This window comes from Nitrospira sp. Kam-Ns4a, assembly GCF_965152595.1.
This window is the reverse complement of record NZ_OZ224218.1, coordinates 1,476,096-1,495,790: the sequence shown is the minus strand read 5'-3', so window position 1 is coordinate 1,495,790 and position 19,695 is coordinate 1,476,096. Positions and strand designations below refer to the sequence as shown.

General features: G+C 69.3%; 17 protein-coding genes. 9 read left to right on the top strand and 8 right to left on the bottom strand.

What is annotated here, in order from left to right:
- Window positions 1-102: 102 nt before the first annotated feature.
- The 4 genes from ACWHYQ_RS07495 to ACWHYQ_RS07480 are packed head-to-tail and all read right to left on the bottom strand — an operon-like array spanning window position 103 to window position 4,970.
- Window positions 103-1,392, bottom strand: a complete 1,290-nt coding sequence (locus ACWHYQ_RS07495; RefSeq protein WP_447975070.1) for a glycosyltransferase — start codon at window positions 1,390-1,392, stop codon at window positions 103-105.
- On the bottom strand, window positions 1,389-2,585 hold the full coding sequence (locus ACWHYQ_RS07490; protein WP_447975069.1) for a glycosyltransferase: 1,197 nt from the start codon (window positions 2,583-2,585) through the stop codon (window positions 1,389-1,391). Before ACWHYQ_RS07490 ends, ACWHYQ_RS07495 begins: the two co-directional genes overlap by 4 nt.
- Window positions 2,586-2,601: 16 nt before the next feature.
- Window positions 2,602-4,281 (bottom strand): maltose alpha-D-glucosyltransferase, encoded by a 1,680-nt coding sequence (gene treS, locus ACWHYQ_RS07485; protein ID WP_447975068.1) that lies wholly within the window; start codon window positions 4,279-4,281, stop codon window positions 2,602-2,604.
- Window positions 4,282-4,295: 14 nt separating this feature from the next.
- Complete coding sequence (locus ACWHYQ_RS07480) at window positions 4,296-4,970, bottom strand: DUF5752 family protein (RefSeq protein WP_447975067.1); 675 nt, start codon at window positions 4,968-4,970, stop codon at window positions 4,296-4,298.
- A gap of 167 nt (window positions 4,971-5,137) precedes the next feature.
- On the opposite strand from ACWHYQ_RS07480, the gene ACWHYQ_RS07475 reads away from it, so the two are divergent.
- From ACWHYQ_RS07475 to ACWHYQ_RS07455, 5 genes are read left to right on the top strand one after another with little or no spacing between them, the layout of a single operon-like run.
- Window positions 5,138-7,144, top strand: coding sequence for an alpha-1,4-glucan--maltose-1-phosphate maltosyltransferase (locus ACWHYQ_RS07475; RefSeq protein ID WP_447975544.1), 2,007 nt, complete (start codon window positions 5,138-5,140; stop codon window positions 7,142-7,144).
- Window positions 7,145-7,166: 22 nt separating this feature from the next.
- Window positions 7,167-8,807 carry a putative maltokinase gene (locus ACWHYQ_RS07470; protein ID WP_447975066.1) on the top strand — a complete coding sequence of 547 codons (1,641 nt, stop codon included), beginning with the start codon at window positions 7,167-7,169 and terminating at the stop codon, window positions 8,805-8,807.
- Window positions 8,804-10,735: a 1,4-alpha-glucan branching protein GlgB gene (glgB, locus tag ACWHYQ_RS07465; protein ID WP_447975065.1), complete on the top strand. Its 1,932-nt coding sequence runs from the start codon at window positions 8,804-8,806 to the stop codon at window positions 10,733-10,735. The genes ACWHYQ_RS07470 and glgB overlap by 4 nt, the downstream gene beginning before the upstream one ends.
- The gene (locus ACWHYQ_RS07460) at window positions 10,732-11,391 is read left to right on the top strand and encodes a hypothetical protein (RefSeq protein ID WP_447975064.1); all 660 of its coding nucleotides are present in this window, start codon (window positions 10,732-10,734) and stop codon (window positions 11,389-11,391) included. The genes glgB and ACWHYQ_RS07460 overlap by 4 nt, the downstream gene beginning before the upstream one ends.
- Window positions 11,392-11,408: 17 nt before the next feature.
- Window positions 11,409-12,077 (top strand): hypothetical protein, encoded by a 669-nt coding sequence (locus ACWHYQ_RS07455; protein ID WP_447975063.1) that lies wholly within the window; start codon window positions 11,409-11,411, stop codon window positions 12,075-12,077.
- A 55-nt stretch (window positions 12,078-12,132) separates the two neighbouring features.
- Here the strand turns inward: ACWHYQ_RS07455 and ACWHYQ_RS07450 are convergent, their stop codons facing one another.
- Window positions 12,133-12,942 carry a substrate-binding domain-containing protein gene (locus ACWHYQ_RS07450; RefSeq protein WP_447975062.1) on the bottom strand — a complete coding sequence of 270 codons (810 nt, stop codon included), beginning with the start codon at window positions 12,940-12,942 and terminating at the stop codon, window positions 12,133-12,135.
- Between the two features lie 127 nt (window positions 12,943-13,069).
- A complete protein-coding gene (locus ACWHYQ_RS07445) occupies window positions 13,070-14,227 on the bottom strand; it encodes an outer membrane beta-barrel protein (RefSeq protein WP_447975061.1) in 1,158 nt (385 codons plus the stop codon).
- Window positions 14,228-14,472: 245 nt separating this feature from the next.
- Here ACWHYQ_RS07445 and ACWHYQ_RS07440 point away from each other — a divergent pair, with 245 nt between their 5' ends.
- From ACWHYQ_RS07440 to ACWHYQ_RS07430, 3 genes are all read left to right on the top strand, one after another.
- Complete coding sequence (locus ACWHYQ_RS07440) at window positions 14,473-15,300, top strand: mechanosensitive ion channel family protein (protein ID WP_447975060.1); 828 nt, start codon at window positions 14,473-14,475, stop codon at window positions 15,298-15,300.
- Between the two features lie 6 nt (window positions 15,301-15,306).
- On the top strand, window positions 15,307-16,578 hold the full coding sequence (locus ACWHYQ_RS07435; protein ID WP_447975059.1) for a cation:proton antiporter: 1,272 nt from the start codon (window positions 15,307-15,309) through the stop codon (window positions 16,576-16,578).
- A gap of 116 nt (window positions 16,579-16,694) precedes the next feature.
- A complete protein-coding gene (locus ACWHYQ_RS07430) occupies window positions 16,695-18,041 on the top strand; it encodes an SLC13 family permease (protein ID WP_447975058.1) in 1,347 nt (448 codons plus the stop codon).
- Between the two features lie 96 nt (window positions 18,042-18,137).
- On the opposite strand, the gene ACWHYQ_RS07425 is transcribed toward ACWHYQ_RS07430, so the two are convergent.
- Together ACWHYQ_RS07425 and ACWHYQ_RS07420 are read right to left on the bottom strand one after the other, a co-directional pair.
- Complete coding sequence (locus ACWHYQ_RS07425; RefSeq protein WP_447975057.1) at window positions 18,138-18,275, bottom strand: hypothetical protein; 138 nt, start codon at window positions 18,273-18,275, stop codon at window positions 18,138-18,140.
- A gap of 19 nt (window positions 18,276-18,294) precedes the next feature.
- Window positions 18,295-19,119, bottom strand: coding sequence for an HAD-IIB family hydrolase (locus tag ACWHYQ_RS07420; protein ID WP_447975056.1), 825 nt, complete (start codon window positions 19,117-19,119; stop codon window positions 18,295-18,297).
- A gap of 107 nt (window positions 19,120-19,226) precedes the next feature.
- Here ACWHYQ_RS07420 and ACWHYQ_RS07415 point away from each other — a divergent pair, with 107 nt between their 5' ends.
- Window positions 19,227-19,688 (top strand): hypothetical protein, encoded by a 462-nt coding sequence (locus ACWHYQ_RS07415; protein WP_447975055.1) that lies wholly within the window; start codon window positions 19,227-19,229, stop codon window positions 19,686-19,688.
- Window positions 19,689-19,695: the final 7 nt, after the last annotated feature.

Sequence of the window (19,695 nt, the reverse complement as noted above, 5' to 3'; positions counted from 1 at the left end):
CTCGGAATCATTGACCACGTAGCTTCAACCTTGACCGCAAATACTAGCTTGCTCAGACATTCCTTTCTGAGAAGTCGACCGCCTGGGCGGCGCTCGGACAGGTCATCGCCAGCGCTCGATCAGGTATGGCTTGAGCGCCTCGAACCGGAGGCAGAGGGCCTCGAGCCGCGGCTCGAGGGCGGCCACCCCGTATGCGTCGGTCTCGAGCAGGAGCGAGGCCGTCTGTCCCAGGTAGAGCGGCGTGAGCGACTTGAGCAGGTGCTCCCGGTGGAGCGCCCGGTGGTGAGAGGCCAGCGCGAAGTCGTAGACGACCTGGACCCAGAGGTCGATGGGAAACCGGAACTCGTCGGGCTCCAGCCCGCCGAGGGGAAGGAGCGCCGCGAGCGTGTCGGCCGCCAGGATGATCTCCCAGACCGGCAGCAGGTCCCGGAGCCCCTGCCGGAACGCGCCGACCAGGCGCCTGACGTTGACCGGGGGCGCCTCGCGGCTGATCTCGGGAGCGGCGCCGAAGCAGGGGACGGGCGCAGAGCCGCCGATCCCCGGCCAGACGGCGTCGTAGTCCTCCATGAGCCGGAAGACGGTCCCGACCACCTGCACGACGGTGGCGGACAGGTCCGGCTCGACCCCCTTCGCGGCATGCGCCTTCGCGCCGAGGGGGACGTGGCCGAGGGCGAACCCTTCGGCTGCCGCCATCGTGGTCAGCCAGAGGTCCAGTCCCGCCCGCGCCACGTCCTGCTCCCAGAGGTCCTTCGCGAGCGCGGCGCGGAGGAACCGGCCCGAGAACCCGAAGGCGCCGCCGACGGCTGGGCGCACGCGCCGGCCGTAGAGCGCGCGCGTCAGCGGGTAGAGCAGGCTGGACGTGAGGCTACCCTCGTACTTGTGGCGGCGGTACAGCGGGACGACGAGATCGAGGGGCTCCTCGAGAACCGGTCTCAGCAGCGCGCCAATCCAGTCGGGCGCGAGGGCGCGCAGGTCGCCGTCCACGACCAGACAGGCGCGCGCGCCGAGCGCTGCGGCAATCGCGAAGATGGTCCGCCACGCCTGCTCGCGGCCCGGGACCCCGTGATACGGCAGGACCCGGGACTGGAGGGAGGAGGGGGTATGGCGGACCCGCAGCACCGGGACGCGCGGTCCGGCCGTTTCCTCGACCAGCCGGGGGGTGTCGTCCTGCGAGCCGCCGTCGGAGTTGACGAGGACCGCGCGTGCGTCGGGATAGGCCTTGGCGAGGCCGGTCGTGACCGCCTCGACGAGGCCGGCCACGGTCCCGGCGTCGTTGTGGGTGGCGATCCCCACGAGCAGCTCCGTGGTGCCGAGCGCGCCGAGCCGCTCGCGGGTGTCCTCGGACAGCCACTCCTCTGCGGGCGCGAGTCCCTGTAGCCGATCGGCGCTCACGTCGCCAGCAGCTTGAGCAGCGTCAGGTAGTCCGCGAGCTGCCGGGTGATGAGGAAGTTTCGCCGGACGTGCTCGCGGGCCGCGGCGCCCATCCGGGCCATGACTGTGGGGTTGCTGAGGAGGTGGCGGATCCGGAAGGCCGCCCCTTCGACGGAATGCACGATATAGCCGGTCGCGTCCTCGAGGATCTGAACAGCGAGCCCGTCGGCGGTCTCGCCGATCACCGGCTTGCCCTTCCACATCGCCTCGGCCACTGTGAGCCCGAACCCGCCCTTGATGGATTTCTGGAGCACGATCGTGGCTGCGCGCTGGAGCGCATTGATCTCCAGATCGGCCTCGGGCGGCAACTGGAGGAGATGCACGTCCGGGTCGCGGCCGGCCGCCTCCTGGCACTGCGCCAGGACGGCCTCGCCCTCCGGGTCGTGCGCGACGCCGCCGCCGGCCAGCACGAGCCGGCAGTCCTGGTGCTTCTTGACGAGCCGGTAGGCCCGGATGACCCCGACCGGATCCTTGAACCGGTCGTAGCGGGAGACCTGCAGCAGGATCGGCTTGTCCTTCGGGATGCCGAGCGCCTCCAGGGCGCGGGCCACCTCCTGCCGCGTCAGCTCCCGGTTCTTGTCGCTGAGGGGATCGATCGCCGGGTACACGAGGAACTGCGGGATCGGCAGCCGCTGCGCGTGCTGGGGAAGCGAAAAGACGGCCGCGTCGTATTTGACGAGGAACCGCCGGAGGAAGCTCCAGGCCCGCCGCTGGGGCTGGACGATGCCGGTGTGACAGCGCCAGACCCATTTCCCCTGCGCCCGGTGCTCGACCAGCGCGGCCGGCTCATGGTCGTGGACCATGACCAGATCGGCCTCCAGCGCGAGCGCCCGCGCGTTGCGTCGGGTCACCTCCAGATAGGTCTGCACCATCTCGTCGGTGGGCGTCTCCTCTTGCCCCTGCAGCGCATTGGCCAGGCGCCGCGTCACGGCGAAGAACTCCTGGACGCCCGTGATGACCTCCCAACGGGTTTCCACCCCAAGCGCCTGGGCCATCGGGACGAGCCGGCGGAGCACCTCGGCCGAGCCTGCGCCGTACCGGGTCGCGCTCACGTGGGTGACGGACCGTCCCTTGACGAGCTCACCCAGCCGCCGGAGGAACTCCACCGTCCCCTTCGGCGCGACGCTCCGGTACTCGTCCAGGTCGGTGGTCATGCGGGGGCCTCTCGCCTCAGAGCACCGAGCCTTCGATGCCGTACCCCTTCGGGGCCGGCCCTCCCGGGCGGAGCAGGAACCACAGGTAACCGTAGGGCGCCAGGCTCAGGACGTAGGGGCGGTCCGTGATCGGCGGAAACCGTGACCCGCCGAGCAGCTCGACCGGCACGGCGCCGCGGAAGCGCCGCAGGTCCAGCTCCACAGGCTCGGCCGAGCCTGCCAGGTTGTGCACGAGCAGGACCACCTCGTCCTCGTGCGCGCGCAAGAAGGCCAGGATCCGTTCGTTGGCCGGGCGGAGGAACTCGATCGAGCCGCGCCCAAACGCCAGGTGCCGCTTGCGGGCGGCGATCAACCCGCGGGTCCAGTTGAGGAGCGAGTGCGGCGCCTGGATCTGGGCCTCCACGTTGCGCGCCTGGTACCCGAACACGGGATCGCTGATCAGCGGCAGGTAGAGCTGCGCAGGGTCCGCCTGCGAGAACCCCGCGTTCCGGTCCCCAGACCACTGCATGGGGGTGCGGACGCCGTTCCGGTCGCCGAGGTGGATGTTGTCCCCCATGCCAATCTCGTCCCCGTAGTAGAGGATCGGGCTGCCCGGCAGCGTGAACAGCAGGCTGGTCAGGAGCTCGATCTTCCGCCGGTCGTTCTCCAGCAGCGGAGCCAGCCGGCGCGCGATGCCGATGTTGCGGCGTGCCCCGGGGTCCCGCGCGTAGGCGTAGTACATGAAGTCCCGCTCTTCGCCCGTGCACATCTCCAGCGTCAGCTCGTCGTGGTTCCGGAGGAACAGGCACCACTGGCAGGCCGGCGGGATCGGCGGCGTGTGCGTGAAGATGTCCACGATCGGCTGCCGGTCCCCGCTGCGGACCGCCATGAAGAGCCGGGGCATGAGCGGAAAGTGGAAGGCCATGTGGACCTCGTCGCCCTCCCCGAAATAGGGCCGCACGTCGGCGGGCCATTGGTTGGCCTCGGCGAGCAGGATGCGGCCGGGGTAGCCCGCGTCTAGCCGCCGGCGGACCTCTTTGAGGTACGCGTGGGTCTCCGGGAGATTCTCGCAGATCGTCCCCTCCCGCTCGAACAGGTAGGGCACGGCGTCGCAGCGGAACCCGTCGAGTCCCTGGTCCAGCCAGAACGTCATGATGTCCAGCATGGCCCGCCGGACCTCGGGGGTGTCGTAGTTGAGGTCGGGCTGGTGGCTGAAGAACCGGTGCCAGTAGTAGGCCTGGGCCACGGGGTCCCAGGTCCAGTTGGACTTCTCGGTGTCAATGAAGATGATGCGGGCCTTGGCGTAGCGCCGGTCCGTGTCGCTCCAGACGTAGTAGTCGCGCTTGGGCGACTGTGGGGAGGAGCGTGCCTCCTGGAACCAGGGATGCTGGTCGGAGGTGTGGTTGAGGACCAGGTCCGCGATCACGCGGATGCCGCGACGGTGCGCCTGCTCGAGGAACGTCCGGAAGTCCTGGAGCGTGCCGTACGCGGGGGCGACGTTGTCGTAGGCGGCGATGTCGTAGCCATCGTCCCGGAGCGGCGAGGGGAAGAAAGGCAGCAGCCACAAGCAGTCCACGCCCAGCCACGCGAGGTAGTCGAGCTTCTCGGTGAGCCCGCGGAAGTCGCCAATGCCGTCGGCGTTGCCGTCATAGAAGGCCTTGACGTGGAGCTCGTAGAAGACCGCGTCCTTGTACCAGAGCCCGTCGCGCGTCGGCATGGCTACTCCTCGTGTCAGGCGCCGGCCTGGGGCCGGGCCAGAAACTCATCGCACAACTCCAGCAGCCTGGATCGGAGCCGCTCCAGGCTGCCGAGGTAGGGATTGATGTTCCGGATCTGATCCGCCAGCTCCGGCACCCCCAGTCCCTCCCGGACCCAGAGGGAGAAGTCGTTGTCCGGGCGGCCCAGCCGGACCCGCACCTCGAACATGTGGTAGTAGAGCGCGCTCGCCTCGATGTCGGCGATCGCGTCGCGGAAGTCCTGGAGCGTCCAGACGTCGCGGGCCGTGGGCACCTCGAGAATCCGGGACTGCTTGAAGTGGAACGGCTCCCCGAACATGACCCGCGGCACGACGGCCATGCGGGACAGGTGGTCGTCAATGATCGAGATCAGCTCCTCGCGGAGCGCCTCGAGCCCGCTCATGTCGAAGGGATCCACCGCGGCCAGCCGTTCGGCGAGCGCCCGGTCCCGGACCTGGGTCGCGACCCAGTCCGCGAAGTCGTTCGGGTAGGCCATGGCGAGGTGGCTGTGTCGGAGCACATAGCTGTGCGTGTGATAGTACACCGAGTCCAGCGGCGCTTCCTCCAGGACCTCGGCCAGCTCGCGCTCGTCCCAAGCCTGTCGGCCCAGCAGCTCCCGGAGCTCGCTGCACTCGATGAAGGTGAAGGGTCGCTGCGCACGCTGGGCCATCGCACCTCCCCGTTGTCTCTGCAGCCTGCCTCACCGTAGCGCAACCAGGCGCGGTTGGGCAAGCCGCCGGCGCGGACCCGGGACAGGCTGGCTTGCGCAAGCGTGCGTCCCTCTGCTATCTGGAGAGTGGGGTGGAGGTTGTGCAGAGGCGCAGCGGCACAGCGACGATGGACGTGCGTGAGGGCCGGCAACGGGTCATCATCATCGGCGTCAGCCCCGAGCTGGACTGCGGGCGGGTTCCCATCAAGCGGACGGTCGGGGAGACCGTCGTGGTCGAGGCGGACATCTTCGCCGACAGCCACGACGAGCTCGCGGCGGTCCTGCGCTACCGCCGCGAGGGGGCGTCGGCGTGGGTGGAGACGCCCCTGACGCCGGTGGGCAACGACCGCTGGCGGGGCTCCTTTGCCGTCACGGTGCTGGGGCGCTACCGCTACACGCTCCTGGCCTGGGTGGATCGGTTCAAGACCTGGCGGCGGGACCTGGTCAAAAGAGCGCAGGCTGGCCAGGCGCTTGCGGTGGAGCTGCTGCTCGGCGCGCGGCTGCTCGAGGAGGCCGCCCGGCGCGCGGCCGGCGATGGGGAGGGTGATGCGGCCGAGCGGCTGCGGGGCTGGGCGGAGGCGCTCGGCGCCGGAACGGGATCCGAGGAGGCGGGCCTGCGGCTGGCGCTGAGCGAGGAGCTGGGCGCGCTGATGGACCGGCATGCCGACCGGCGGTTCGCGACGGCCTACGAGAAGGAACTGAGCGTGGTGGTGGACCGCGCGCAGGCCCGGTTCAGCGCCTGGTACGAGCTGTTCCCGCGGTCTTGCGCCGCGACGCCGGGCCGGCACGGGACGTTCCGGGACTGCGAGGCGCGGCTGCCGTACGTCGCGGCCATGGGCTTCGACGTGCTGTACCTGCCACCCATCCATCCGATCGGGCGCACCGAACGCAGGGGGCCCAACAACCGGCCGGGCGCGGGGCCGGAGGATCCGGGCAGCCCCTGGGCCATCGGGTCGGAGGCGGGTGGCCACCGGGCCGTCCATCCGGCACTCGGTACGCTGGAGGACTTCCGCCGGCTCGTCGCGCAGGCCCGGCGCCACGGCCTCGAGATCGCGCTGGACCTGGCGTTCCAATGCTCGCCGGACCACCCCTACGTGAAGGAGCATCCCGAGTGGTTCCGCCAGCGGCCAGACGGGACCGTGCAGTACGCGGAAAACCCGCCCAAGCGCTATCAGGATATCTATCCGCTGGACTTCGAATGCGAGGCCTGGCGGGACCTCTGGGAGGAGCTGCGGGGCGTCGTCCGGTTCTGGATCGAACAGGGGGTGCGCCTCTTCCGGGTGGACAACCCCCACACGAAGCCCCTGCGCTTCTGGGAATGGCTCATCGCCCAGATCACGCGGGAGCATCCCGACGTGCTGTTCCTGTCGGAGGCCTTCACGCGGCCCACGGTCCAGCGCCACCTGGCCAAGGTGGGTTTCAATCAGTCCTATACATACTTCGCCTGGCGCAACACGAAGCGCGAGCTGATCGAGTACTTCACGGAGCTGACGCAGTCGGAGGCACGCGAATATTTCCGGCCCAACCTCTGGCCCAACACGCCGGACATCCTGCCCGAGTACCTCCAGGTCGGCGGTCGCCCGGCGTTCATGGTGCGGCTCATCCTCGCTGCGACGCTCGGCGCGAGCTATGGGATCTACGGGCCGGCCTTCGAGCTGTGCGAGGCCCGCGCGCGCGAGCCGGGCAGCGAGGAATACCTGGACTCGGAGAAGTACCAGCTCCGGCAGTGGGACCTCGCGCGGCCGGACAGCCTCCGCGAGCTGATCGCGCGGGTGAACCGCATCCGGCGGGAGAACCCCGCCCTGCAGTACGATTGGAGCCTGCGGTTCCACCCGATCGAGAACGAGGCCATCCTGGCCTACAGCAAGCGGACGGAGGACCTGGCGAACGTCATCGTCGTCCTCGTCAACCTGGATCCGCACCATCGGCAGGGGGGCTGGGTGGAGCTGCCCCTGCGCGAGCTAGGGCTCGACGAGCGGGAGCCCTATCTCATGGAGGACCTGCTGAGCGGAACGCGCTTTCTGTGGAGCGCTCCGCGGAACTACGTGGAGCTGGTGCCGGGGAGCCTCCCGGCGCATCTCTTCCGCCTGCGCCGCCGGCTCCGGACGGAGCGGGACTTCGAGTACTTTCTCTAGGCGGGGAGCGGCGCGCGGCGGCATGGCCAATCCGACGACAACCGACAGGAAGACGCCCGCAGGGGCCGGCGAGCTCGAAGCGGCGCTCACGACGGCCCTGCCTGCCGGCCTGCTGACCCGCCGCTGGTTCGGGGGCAAGGCGCGGACGGTCCGGGAGGTCCGGATCGCGGACCGGGTGGCGTTGCCGACCAGGCGGGTGGAGGCGTGGCTCTTCGTGATCGAGGTCGCCTACACCGACGGCGAGGCGGAGCGCTACGTGCTGCCCGCGGCGCGGGCGCGCGGCTCGGCCGCCGCGCGGGTGCGGCACCACCTGGCGACGGCGGTGCTGGCGGCGCTGCCAGGCAATGCGGTGCTCTACGACGCGCTCTGGGAGGAGGAGATCGCGCGCGCCTTGCTGGAGGCCGTGGGGGGGGCGGCGCCGCCTGGCGGTGCCGCGGGCGAGGTCGTCGGGGTGCCCACCCGCGCGTTCGCCAGGCTCGCCGGCCCGGACCGGCGTCGCCTCAAGCCGGAGCCGTTCTCGGGCGAGCAGAGCAACAGCTCGGTGCGCTACGGGGAGCGGCTGATCCTCAAGCTCATCCGCAAGCTGGGCGAGGGCGTGAGCCCGGAGCTCGAGATCGGACGGTTCCTGACGGAGCGGGGATTCGCCCATGTGCCGGCGCTGGCCGGGGCGCTGGAGTACCGGCGCCTTGGCGCCGAGCCGGCGACGGTGGCGCTGCTCCAGGAGTTCGTCCCCCACGAAGCGGAGGCCTGGGGCTGGATCCTGCAGGCCCTGCGCGGGTACTTCGAGCGGGTGCGCGGGCAGCCCGCCGACCTGCTGCCTCTTTCCCGCGGGCCCCTGCTGGCCACGCTCGACCAGCCAGATGCGCCACTCGCCCGGGAGCTGCTGGGGATCTCCCGGGACGCGGTGGGCTTGCTGGGCCACCGGACGGCTGAGCTGCATCGCGCGCTCGCCTCGGAGCTGGGGGATCCGGCCTTTGCCCCCGAGCTGCTGTCGGAGGGCGACCGGCTGGCGCTGTTTCAGGCCATGGTCGAGTTGGCCGACCGGACCTTCCGGCTGCTGCGGGCGCGGCTCGCCGACCTGCCGGCGCCCGCGCGGGCGTCTGCGCGGCTCGTGCTCCAGCGCGAGCCGGCGGCAGGCGCGGCGTTCGGCGTGGTCCGGGAACCGGGCGCGACGATCACGCGCCTGCGGTGCCACGGGGACTATCACCTCGGGCAGGTGCTGTGGACGGGGACCGACTTCGTCCTGATTGACTTCGAAGGGGAGCCGGCGCGGCCGCTGGCCGAGCGGCGGCGGAAGCGCTGCCCGCTCGTGGACGTGGCCGGCCTGCTCCGCTCGCTCGACTATGCCGCCTCCGTCGCGCTGCGCGACTGGCGCGACCGGGAGGCGACGCCGGCCGGGGCCGCAGCGACGGCGGCCTGGGCGGACTGGTGGTGTCGGTGGGCGAGTGCGGCGTTCTTGCGAGGCTACCTCGAAGCGGCCGGCGCGGCGCCCTTTTTGCCGGGCTCCCGCCGGGAGCTCCAGGCGTGGCTGGATGCATTTTTGATGGAGAAGGCGGTGTACGAGCTGGCGTACGAGCTGAACAACCGGCCCGACTGGGTCGAGATCCCCCTGCGGGCCCTGGTGCGGCTCTTGGGCGTGGATCGGGAGGAGATCCGGGCATGACCAGACGCGAACGAGGCGCGCCGGCCTCCGCGGTGACATTGCTCACGAGCGACGACCTGCATCTGTTCAACGAAGGCACGCACGTCCGGCTCTACGAGAAGCTGGGCGCGCATCTCATCTCGGAGCGCGGGGTGCAGGGAACGTACTTCGCCGTCTGGGCGCCCGACGCCGAGCAGGTGAGCGTGATCGGCTCCTTCAACGACTGGGATCCGGCGCGCGACCCCCTGCAGCCGCGGGGCCGCTCGGGGATTTGGGAGGGATTCCTGCCCGGCGTGGGCAAGGGCGCGCTGTATAAGTACCACATCCGGTCCCGGTTCAACGGCTACCGGGTGGCCAAGGCCGACCCGTTCTCGATCTTCAACGAGATCCCGCCCAAGACGGCCTCGATCGTCTGGGACCTGGACTATGCCTGGTCCGACCAGGACTGGATGGCGACCCGGCGGAGCCGCAACAGCCTCACCGCGCCGATGTCCATTTACGAGGTGCACCTGGGGTCCTGGCGGCGAGTGGCCCAGGAGGGCCACCGGTCGCTCGGCTACCGGGAGCTGGCGCCGGCGCTGGCGGACTACGTGACGAAGGCGGGGTTCACGCACGTGGAGTTCCTGCCGGTCATGGACCATCCCTTCTTCGGCTCCTGGGGCTATCAGACCACCGGCTATTTCGCGCCGTCGGGGTGCTTCGGGACGCCGCAGGATCTGATGTACCTGATTGACGTCCTGCACCAACACGGGATCGGGGTGATCCTCGACTGGGTCCCCTCGCACTTCCCGACGGACGAGCACGGCCTCGGCTTTTTCGACGGCACCCACCTCTACGAGCACGCGGACCCGCGGCAGGGGTTCCATCCCGATTGGCACACCTTCGTCTTCAACTACGGGCGGAACGAGGTGCGGAGCTTCCTCTTGAGCAGCGCCCTGTTCTGGCTCGACCAGTACCATGCGGACGGGCTGCGGGTGGACGCGGTGGCCTCGATGCTGTACCTGGACTACTCGCGCCAGGAGGGCGAATGGATCCCGAACGAGTACGGCGGGCGGGAGAACCTGCCGGCGATCGCGTTCCTCCGCCGGTTCAACGAGGAGGTCTACCGGCACTATCCGGATGTCCAGACGGTCGCGGAAGAGTCCACGGCCTGGCCGATGGTGTCGCGGCCGACCTACGTGGGCGGACTGGGGTTCGGCCTCAAGTGGGACATGGGCTGGATGCACGACACCCTCGAGTACATGAGTCGGGACCCCATCTACCGGAAGTATCATCACAACAACCTAACGTTCCGGATGCTCTACGCCTTCCACGAGAATTTCGTCCTGCCCCTCTCGCACGACGAGGTCGTGTACGGCAAGGGCTCGCTGCTCGGCCGGATGCCCGGCGACGACTGGCAGAAGTTCGCCAACCTGCGGCTGCTGTTCGCCTACATGTTCGCGCAGCCGGGCAAGAAGCTCCTGTTCATGGGTGGCGAGATCGGCCAGTGGCGCGAGTGGGCGCACGACGGGAGCGTGGACTGGGATCTGCTCGAGCAGCCGCCGCACGCCGCGCTCCAGCGCTGGGTAGCGGACCTGAACCGGACCTACCGAGGCGAGCCCGCGCTGCACGAGCTGGACTGCGACCCGGCCGGCTTCGAGTGGATTGACTGTACCGACGCGGAGGCGAGCGTGGTGACCCTGCTGCGGAAGGGGCGGTCCACGGGCGACGTGATCCTGGTGGCCTGCAACTTCACCCCTGTTCCGCGCCTGAACTATCGGGTCGGCACCCCGCGCGGCGGCTACTGGCGGGAGATCCTCAACAGTGATGCGCGCGAGTACGGCGGGAGCGGCCTGGGGAACCTGGGCGGGGTGGAGGCGGCGCCGCTCCCGCTCCACGGACGGCTCTATTCGCTCCCCCTCACCCTGCCGCCGCTCGGCGCCGTGTTCCTGAAGAGCGAGGGCGCATGAGCGGAGGCGCGGGCGCAAGGGTAGCCGGCCGGGCCCGGCCGCGCGAGACGGGGTCCGCGTCACCGGCCGCCCTGGTGGCCTGGGCGCTGGTTGGCGCGGTCCTGGCCGGCTGCTCGCTCTCGCACGATGTGAGCAAGACGCCGCGGACGGGCATCGAGCAGCTCCTGCTGACCCAGGCGCTGGAGCGCAGCCTCGTCCCACTGTCCCTGCCGTTGCCCGACGGGGCCACCGTGCGGGTCGAGACCGCCGCCATCACGGGGGACGAAGGGCTCGTCCAGAAGCTGGTCGAAGACCGCCTCGCTCGCCTCGGGTACCGGCTCCCGAGAAAGCCCGAGGACGCCACCTATCGCATCCGGGTCGTCATCCAGGCCTTCGGAACCGACCAGGGGATCTCGTTCATGGGCATGCCGCCGGTGCAGAGCGTCCTCCTCCCCTTCTCGCTGCCGGAGCTGGCCCTCTACAAGAACGTCCACCAGAAGGCCATGGTCCGGCTGGCGCTCGACGTGCATCGGGCCGAGACCGGGCAATACATCACCACCAGTCCCTGGTACCAGGGGACGACGTTCAACAACCAGTACACCCTGTTCCTGGTGTTCGGCTTCAACCGCACCGACCTGGCCCTTCCCGAAAGCCGGGGCCTGCTGCCCACCGAGTGATGGCCCGTTGCCCCACAATGAAGAGCGCGTCCCGTCGGCAGGCCTGGCTGGCTGCGCTGCTCCTCCTCGCCCTGCTCCTGCCGGTCGGCGGCTGCGCGGAGCCCCGGCACGACATCGTCGTGGATGTCCGGGTGGTCGTGCCGGGAGCGCGGCCGCCGATTCCCAGCCCCAACGGGCTGAAAGTGGCCGTGGCGCCGTTCACGATCGAGCGGCTGGACAAGATCCAGGTGGGGTCGCTCGCCCCTCTGCTCGGCGAGAACACGCGCCTCATCGTCAACGGGGAAGACCTGGGCCAAGACGTGGCCGAGGTCTTCGTTGACGAGCTGAAGCGCCGGCTGGGCTGGCGGGCCTGGCTGGACAAGCCGGGCATCGAGCCGCTCGAGGGAGGCCCCGACATCAAGGTGTCCGGGCTCTTGCGCCAGTGCGTCGCCACCGCCGAGAGCGGGGTCTTCGGCACCACCGTCCTGATCGAGGTGGACCTGGCCGTCGAGGTGCTGAACGCTGCGGACGGCAGCCGTCTCCGCCTCGACCTGAGTGGGCGCCGTTCCCAGTGGATCGGCGACTTCGAGGCGCGCGAGGTCGAAGAGCTGTTGAACGAGACGATCCGGCAGACGATTGCCCACTTCGTCGCGGCCACCGAGGTCGAAGGCCGGAGGCTCATCCGCAAGGAGCCCGGCGTCTCATAACGGGAAGCTGTGCGCGGCCCGCCGCTCGGCGCGGTCCGTGCCAGGCGCATGTCCGCTACCGCTTTAAAGGAATATACTGCTCGTCCACGATCTTCTGGCCTTCGGGGGACAGGCAGAACGCCAGGAAGGCCTCGACCAGCGGATTCGACTCTTTCCGGCTGAGCAGGAGGACGGGCCGCCGGATCTTGTACCGGCCGTCCCGGACCGTGTGCTCGGCCGGCTCCTCCTTGTCCACGGTCAGGATGGCGATCGGGGTCCCGAACGTGATGGAGTGCTGCGCGAACCCCAGCGAGAGATAGCTCACCGCGTTGAATCCGCCTCCGACCTCGCGCGAGGCGTCCTGGTCTGAGCGGATCTCCTTGCCCTGATTTGCCAACTTGCCGACGATGCCCAGGGACTGCTCCAGCCCCGCGTTGAGGTTCCGGTCGGCGGGCCGTCGGATCAGCTCGACTCCCTTCTCGCTGCCCTGCAGCTCCGCCCAGGTCCTGATCTTGCCCGTGAAGAGGTCGGCCACCTGCTGGAGCGTGACCTCGCGGACGGGATTCGCGGCGTTGACGATGATCGCGATGCCGTCCCAGGCGATCTGCGTGGCGGTGAACTCGGGCTCTTCATGCCCGGTCACGGCGATGTCAGCCTCGCCTTTGCGGAGCAGCTCGAGCGTCTTGAGGTACCGGCTCCACTTGATCTCGACGGCGGTCCCGGGATGGGCCTTTTCGAAGGCCCGGGCGAGCGACTGGAGGACCTCCTGCTCCGGCCCGTGACCGGCCACGGTGAGCTGGCCGCGCAGATCGGCTGCGCCGAAGGCGAATGGCCCGGGAACGGTCGCGCACAGCACGCTAAGGATGATGAGGCCGCGAAGACGCATGGGATGACTCCTCGTTCGGTCAGGTCAGACGCCCCGGGTCTGGTGTTCCCACCGGGCTTCGGGTCGCATCTTACGGCAGAAGGGTTGCGGGGTTCTACTGGAATCTCAGCGCCGGCGCCGCTCCGGGTCAGGAATCATAGGACCAGATGACGGAGAACAGCAGGAGCTGCTGGTCCGTCGTGAGCTGGGGTCGGCCCGGCGAGAGGGTACCCTGCGTGAAGAATCCGCCCTGCCTGCCGGTGGACTCATCGTACCGATATTCCAGCCGCATGACGGCGGTCTGGCGCGCAACGGCCAGCCGGTATTCCAGCGTCGTCGTGATCGCTCGGATGAACTGCTCGGCCCCAGTGATCCAGCCGTAACGGTCCCAATAGAACTCCGGCCGGAGCGTGACGCTCCAAGGCCCGGCGACGTGCCAGCGCCCGAACAGGGCGCCTGTGGTCCAGAAGACCTGGGGGCTGGTCGGGAGGTTGGCCGCCTTCTCGGTCCCGAAATCGTAGGCGGCGCCGAGGGCCAGCCGGTCGGTGCGCCACTCCACAATATTGTTCGTGAATGCGCGCCAGTATTTCAGGGTGGTGTTCGCCTGCTCCGGGCCATAGAAGAGGTTGTTGGTGACGGTCAGCCGCTCGGTGACCTTCCACTGGACCTGGGTCCCGTACCGCGGCTGGTCATTGATCCGGTTCAGGTAGACGTAGCCGTTGATCACATAGAGCCCCAGCGAGAGGCGGTCGCTGACCGGATAGGTCGCGGCGACCCCGAAGACCAGGTACGGCGAGTTGTCCGACATGTAGGCCCGCGTGTAGGTCGGGTTATCCCGGGCGAAGAGGCTCTCGTAGCCGATGTAGCTGTTCATGAGGCCTGCGGTGAGCGTCAGCCCGTTCCCGACCGGCGCGAGGTAGGAGACGTTGGTGCGCGAGAAGTGCCGGAGGGCGTCGGCGCTGCCCACCGGGGCTCGCCGTCCCGGGATCGGCGCGGGGACGAAGCCGTCGGTATCGGAGCCCCCCATGACGCCGAATTCCATCCCCCAGCGGGCATCGGGCGAGACATCCTTGCGCACGTAGCCCATGACCATGTTGGGGGTGAACTCGTTGACGCGGGGCGTCGTCGTCTTGCTGCGCCACTTGTGGTTCTCGGGAAAATTGAAGTCCACCGCGTAGGCGAGGTCCAGATAGGCCCCGTAGTGCCAGGCCGAGGAGGTGTCGGGCGATTCGGCGAGGGCTGGACCGGCCACGAGCGTGAGGACCAGCCAGGCGAGCGGCCCCACGAGCGGCTCAGGTCTCGGCATAGCCCCTGCGGCGGTCCAGCGACAACGGTGCGCGTCCTTGGTGGGTTCTACGGAACGGCCTGACGTGTCTACTGGGTTGCGGGCGGAAATGTCAAGCGAAGACAGGAGAGGTTGGTCGCCCCACCGGCACAGGCAGCGCCTCGGGGCTGGTGCGGGCTCGACAGGGCCATTATAATCGGGGAGCCGGGCGGGACCGCCTGGCTCGGGGCCGCGACCAGGTACGAGTCACCCGGAGGGGGACGCCGATGCGCACGGGAATACTCTGTACGGGGCTGTGCCTATGGCTCCTGGCGCCGGGCGCTGGGTTGTCGGGGGCGGAAGGCCCCGCGCCGGCCAACCCGCCGGCGGCCGACGCGCCGGTCCTGTTCGACAAGAAGGAACTGTTCCGCGTGTATGACAAGCTCGGCCCGCTCGGGCCGGAAGCCCGCGCCCGGGCCGTCATGGACCGCCTCGAGCGGCTCGCCATGCGGCCCTTCAGGCCGGGGGACCGCGTCACGATCGCGGACACCTGCGGGGATGTCGTGGAGAAGACGCTGCTCGTCACCCGCGTGCGCACGATCAAGAACGTCGTCATCACGATCCCCAACTCGATGGTCCTGGGAAGTCACCTGGTCAACTACAGCGCGTCGGCGGGCAAGCCCGGGCTGATCCTGCACACGAGCGTGACGATCGGCTACGACGCCCGCTGGCGGAAGGTCCACGAGCTGCTGATGGCCGCAGCCCGGGAGACTGAGCACATCAAGGCCGAGCCCACGCCCTTCGTGCCGCAAACCGCCCTGAACGACTTCTACGTGAGCTACGAGATCAACGCTTACACCGACCAGCCCAACCGGATGGCGGAGATCTACTCCGAGCTGCACCAGTGCATCCAGGACAAGTTCAACGAGGCGGGGGTCGAGATCATGTCGCCGCACGACACGCAGCTCCGGGACGGCAACCGGACGACGATCCCCAAGCCGTACCTACCTGAGGACGACGTGCCTCCGGCGATCCGCGTCGCCCAGGCGGACGAGGCGGCCCGTGACCTCTGCCCGGCGGACCTCTCCGCGGGGGAGCGGGGCCGCGAGCGCTGAGGACGCATGGACGTCGCCCTCACGATCACCGCCATCGGCCTGCTGGTCTTCCTCGCCCACCTGTTCACCGCGGTGTTCGAGCACACCCGGCTGCCCGACGTGCTCTGGCTGATCGTCATCGGGCTGCTGCTCGGCCCCGTCCTCGACCTCGTCGAGCCCGAGGATTTCGGCGCGGTCGGGCCGGTCTTCACGACCATCACGCTGATCATCCTCCTGTTCGAGGAGGGGATCGGGCTCAGCCTCTCGGTGCTCCGGCAGGCGGTCCGCGGCACGCTCGCGCTGACGCTGGCCAGCTTCGCGGTGACGACCGCCGCGGTGGGCGCCTGCGCGCTCGCGCTCACCGGCCTGGACCCCGTGGCCGCGTTTGCGCTCGGCGCGATCGTCGGGTCCACCTCGCCGGCCGTCGTGATCCCGCTGGTCAAGCAGCTCGACATCCAGGACGAGAGCCGGACGATCCTGTTTCTCGAATCCGCCGTGAGCGATGTCCTCAGCATCGTCGTGACGATCGCGCTGGTCGAGCTGTACAAGCTCGGCGAGCTGCGGGTCGGCCTGATGATCGGGGAGATCCTGTCCTCCTTCATCCTGGCTTCGATCTTGGGCGTCGCCAGCGGCTTCTTCTGGTCCATGCTGCTGCACAAGGTGCGCAACCTGCAGCACGCGGTGTTCACGACGCCGGCGTTTCTCTTCGTCGTGTTCGGGCTGACGGAGCAGCTCGGCTTCAGCGGGTACATCGCGGCGCTGGCCTTTGGCGTCACGCTCGGCAACATCGAGTCGGTCGAGCTGCCCCGGCTGAAGCAGCTCACGCCGCTGGTGCCGCTCACCTTCAACGAGACGGAGCGGGTCTTCTTCGCCGAGGTCGCGTTCCTGCTGAAGACCTTCTTCTTCGTCTACGTGGGCCTCTCCGTGCGGCTGACGGACGTGCTCGTGGTCTCGATCGCCGGGGCGCTGACGCTCGCGATCTCCCTGCTGCGGCTGCCGGTCGTCCGATTGTCCATCCAGCGGGCCACGCCGGCGGCCGACGCGTCGCTCATGGCGGCCATGGCCCCCAAGGGCCTAGCGGCCGTCGTCCTGTCCGCGATCCCGTTGCAGGCGGGCGTCCCGGGGGGCGAGCTCATGCGGGATGTCACCTATGCGGTGGTCCTGTTCAGCATTCTGCTGACCGCCCTGCTCGTGTTCCTCATCGAGCGCACGGCCGTGGGCAAGGCCTACGGCCGCGTGTTTGCCGGGTTCGGCGGGCCGACTCTAGCGTCCGCCGCGGACTCCAAGGCCCGGTCCTGATTCCACCGGTGCGCGTGCGAGACCCCTTGCGCAAGGGGGCCCACTGTGCCATGCCTGGACCGGTGCGCGGGCGGACGCCTCCCTGGGTGTGTGGCCGCGAACCGTGAGGAGATCGGATGAACGACGTGACGCTAGCGCTGCTGATCTTCGGGGCGTCGTACCTGGCGATCGTCACCGAGCGGATCCACAAGACCATCGTCGCGCTGTTCGGTGCGGTGCTCATGATCAGCCTCGGCGTGGTGACGCAGGAGGAGGCCTTCTATTCCCAGGACTACGGGGTGGACTACAACGTCATCTTCCTGCTGATCGGGATGATGGTCATCGTGAACATCACGCGGAAGACCGGGCTGTTCGAGGTGCTCGCCATCTGGGCGGCCAAGCGGGCGAAGGTCAGACCCTTCCGGATGCTCATGCTCCTGGCCCTCATCACCGCGGGGCTCTCGGCCCTGCTGGACAACGTGACGACCGTCCTGCTCATGGCCCCGGTGACGCTGGAGATCTGCCGGCGGCTGGAGCTGAACCCAGTCTCCTTCCTCGTCAGCGAAGCTCTGGCCTCGAACATCGGCGGGACGGCCACCCTGGTCGGGGACCCGCCCAACATCATGATCGCGAGCAAGGCCGAGCTGAGTTACGTGGAGTTTCTGGTTATGCTGGGCCCCGTCGTCCTGCTCATCATGGCCGCGTTCCTCGGCGCCCTCTGGCTCGTCGCCGGCCGCTCGCTGACGGTCGCGCCGCAGCTCCGGGAGGCGGTGCTCGCGCTCCGCGAGCGGGAGGTGATCCGGGACCGGCGACTCCTCGTCCAGTGTGTCTGGCTCCTCGTCCTCACGACGGTCGGCTTCTGCATGCATGGGCTCGTCCACCTGGAGCCCGCTACGGTCGCGTTGCTGGGCGCGAGCCTGTTCATGCTGGTCGGCCACGGCCACGGGGGTGGGGAGCAGGGGGAGGAGCTGGACTACCTGACCGAGATCGAGTGGAAGACGATTTTCTTCTTCATCGGGCTCTTCATCCTCGTCGGCGGACTGGTCAAGGTCGGGGCGATCCGGTACCTGGCGGACGAGCTGGTCCTGTTCACGCGGGGCAACCAGGCCGGCACGATGTTCAGTGTGCTGCTGGGGTCCGCGATTCTCTCGGCCGTCGTGGACAACATCCCCTATGTGGCCGCCATGAACCCGCTGATCGTGGACCTGGCGCGGTCGCTCCATCCCGACGTCACCGAGTACGCCGCGCTGGTGCACCAGCCGGACATCCTTCCGCTCTGGTGGGCGCTGGCGCTGGGCGCCTGCCTCGGCGGCAACGGCACGCTGATCGGGGCGACGGCGAACGTGGTTATCGTGGATCTCGCGCGCCGCGCCGGCTACGTGATCAGCTTCTGGCGGTTCGTCGCCCTGGGCTTCCCCGTGATGCTCGGGTCGGTGGCCATCAGCGCGGCCTATCTGTGGCTGCGGTTCTTCGCCTGGCCGTGACTGGGACGACGGGCGCGCCCGTTGCGTCGTCGGGCCTGACGGCGCCGGCCCCGCCGTGAGGCTCCAGGGGGTCGGCTCCGGTCTGAGTCGTGCCGCTCATTTGAACGTGCGGCGGGCGGCGTCGGAGGCGGTCTTGAGGTCGTGCCAGGCACGGTCGGCCCATTGCCCGATCTTCACGCTCCATTCCTTGAGTTGGGCTTCTAGCTCACAGAGGTAGCCGGACTTGGTTTCCATGGCCCGATCCTCCTCGGGGTTAGACGGCCTTGAGGAGGTCCAAGATGGCCTCGCTCCAGCCAGCCGGCCCGATGCCGGTGGTCCGCATCACGCCGGGGAGCTGGATGTCCCCGGCATGACCGCCGTCCGGCCTGCGGACGAGGACCGGGCGATCCACGAGCGCGAGCATCGCGAGGTCGTTCACGCTGTCGCCGAGGGCGACGGTCACGAGGGGTTGTCCCTGGCCGGCGGCCACCTGCCAGTAGCAGTCAATCAGGGCCCGGCAGGCCTTTCCCTTGTCGCTCGCTCCCATGAGATGATAGAAGCGTCCTCCCTTCGTGCAGCGAAGCCCTCGCGCCTCGGCCAGGCCCCGGACCGCGTCGGCCAGCGCCGGCGGCCCCTCGAACAGGAAGGGCTCGTCGTACTCGCGCTGTTTGGCCAGGCCGGCCTCGTGGCTCGGCAGGCCCGTCACGGCGGCGATCTCGTCCAGCGACAGGTCTCCGAACCCGCGGAGCTGGCAGCCGAGGGCCTGCCCGATCTCCTTGAGGGCGGCGCGCAGGCGAGCGTAGGGCGTTCCGAGCTCGATCACCTGGAAAGTGCCGCGCACCTCAGCCCAGGGGACCGGGAAGGGAAAGTATCCCGTGGGGATGAAGACCGCGCCGCCGTTCTCGACGACGAAGGGATCGGCCAGCCCGAGGCGATGCCGGAGGGGTTCCGTCTCTGCCCGCGTCTTGCTCGAGACGAGGATCAGCGGCACCGCGCGGGCGCGGAGCGCGTCGAGGGCTTCCTGGGCGGCGTCGAAGGTGTAGGTGGCTGCGTCAAGCAGGGTGCCGTCCAGGTCGGTGAAGACGATGAGGTCGGGCATGTCTCCTCACCGTGACCATAGCGGATGGGCGACGGCTGTGCAAGCTGGCGCGGGATTGACAGGGCGGCCGGAAGCCGGCACACTGCCCCCGGTCCGTCAACGAGGCGATGATGGTCTGGACGCCGAAGCTGAACGCCGTCCTCGGCAGCCTGGTGGTGACCGTCGGGTTCTGGTTGATGGCGGGGCAGCCCCCTGCGTCGGTGACTGCCGCGGTTGCAGTCGGCGTCGCCGCTCTGTTGGTCTGGCGCGGGGCCACCATCGGCCTCGTCTGGGCCTGGGCCACGCTGCTGCTCGGGCTGGAGAGCTTGGCCTGGCCGATCGCGACGATGGTCCAACTCCGCGCGCTCACCGCTGAGCCCACGACCGAGCAGATGGGCGAGATCGCCAGATCGGTGCTCGCGGGTGGCTTCGCGGCGATCTTCTGGCTGAGTTTCTCCTCCGGCATCTTCCGGAGGGTCGCCCGCCAGGTCGGCGGCGAGGCGCCGGATGGTCCCGTGTCTCCTGGGGGCGAACCGGGGCCGCCGGCCGACCCGCCGCCGGGTGCGGGCCTGCGCCGTCCGCGGCGGTAGCGCGCCC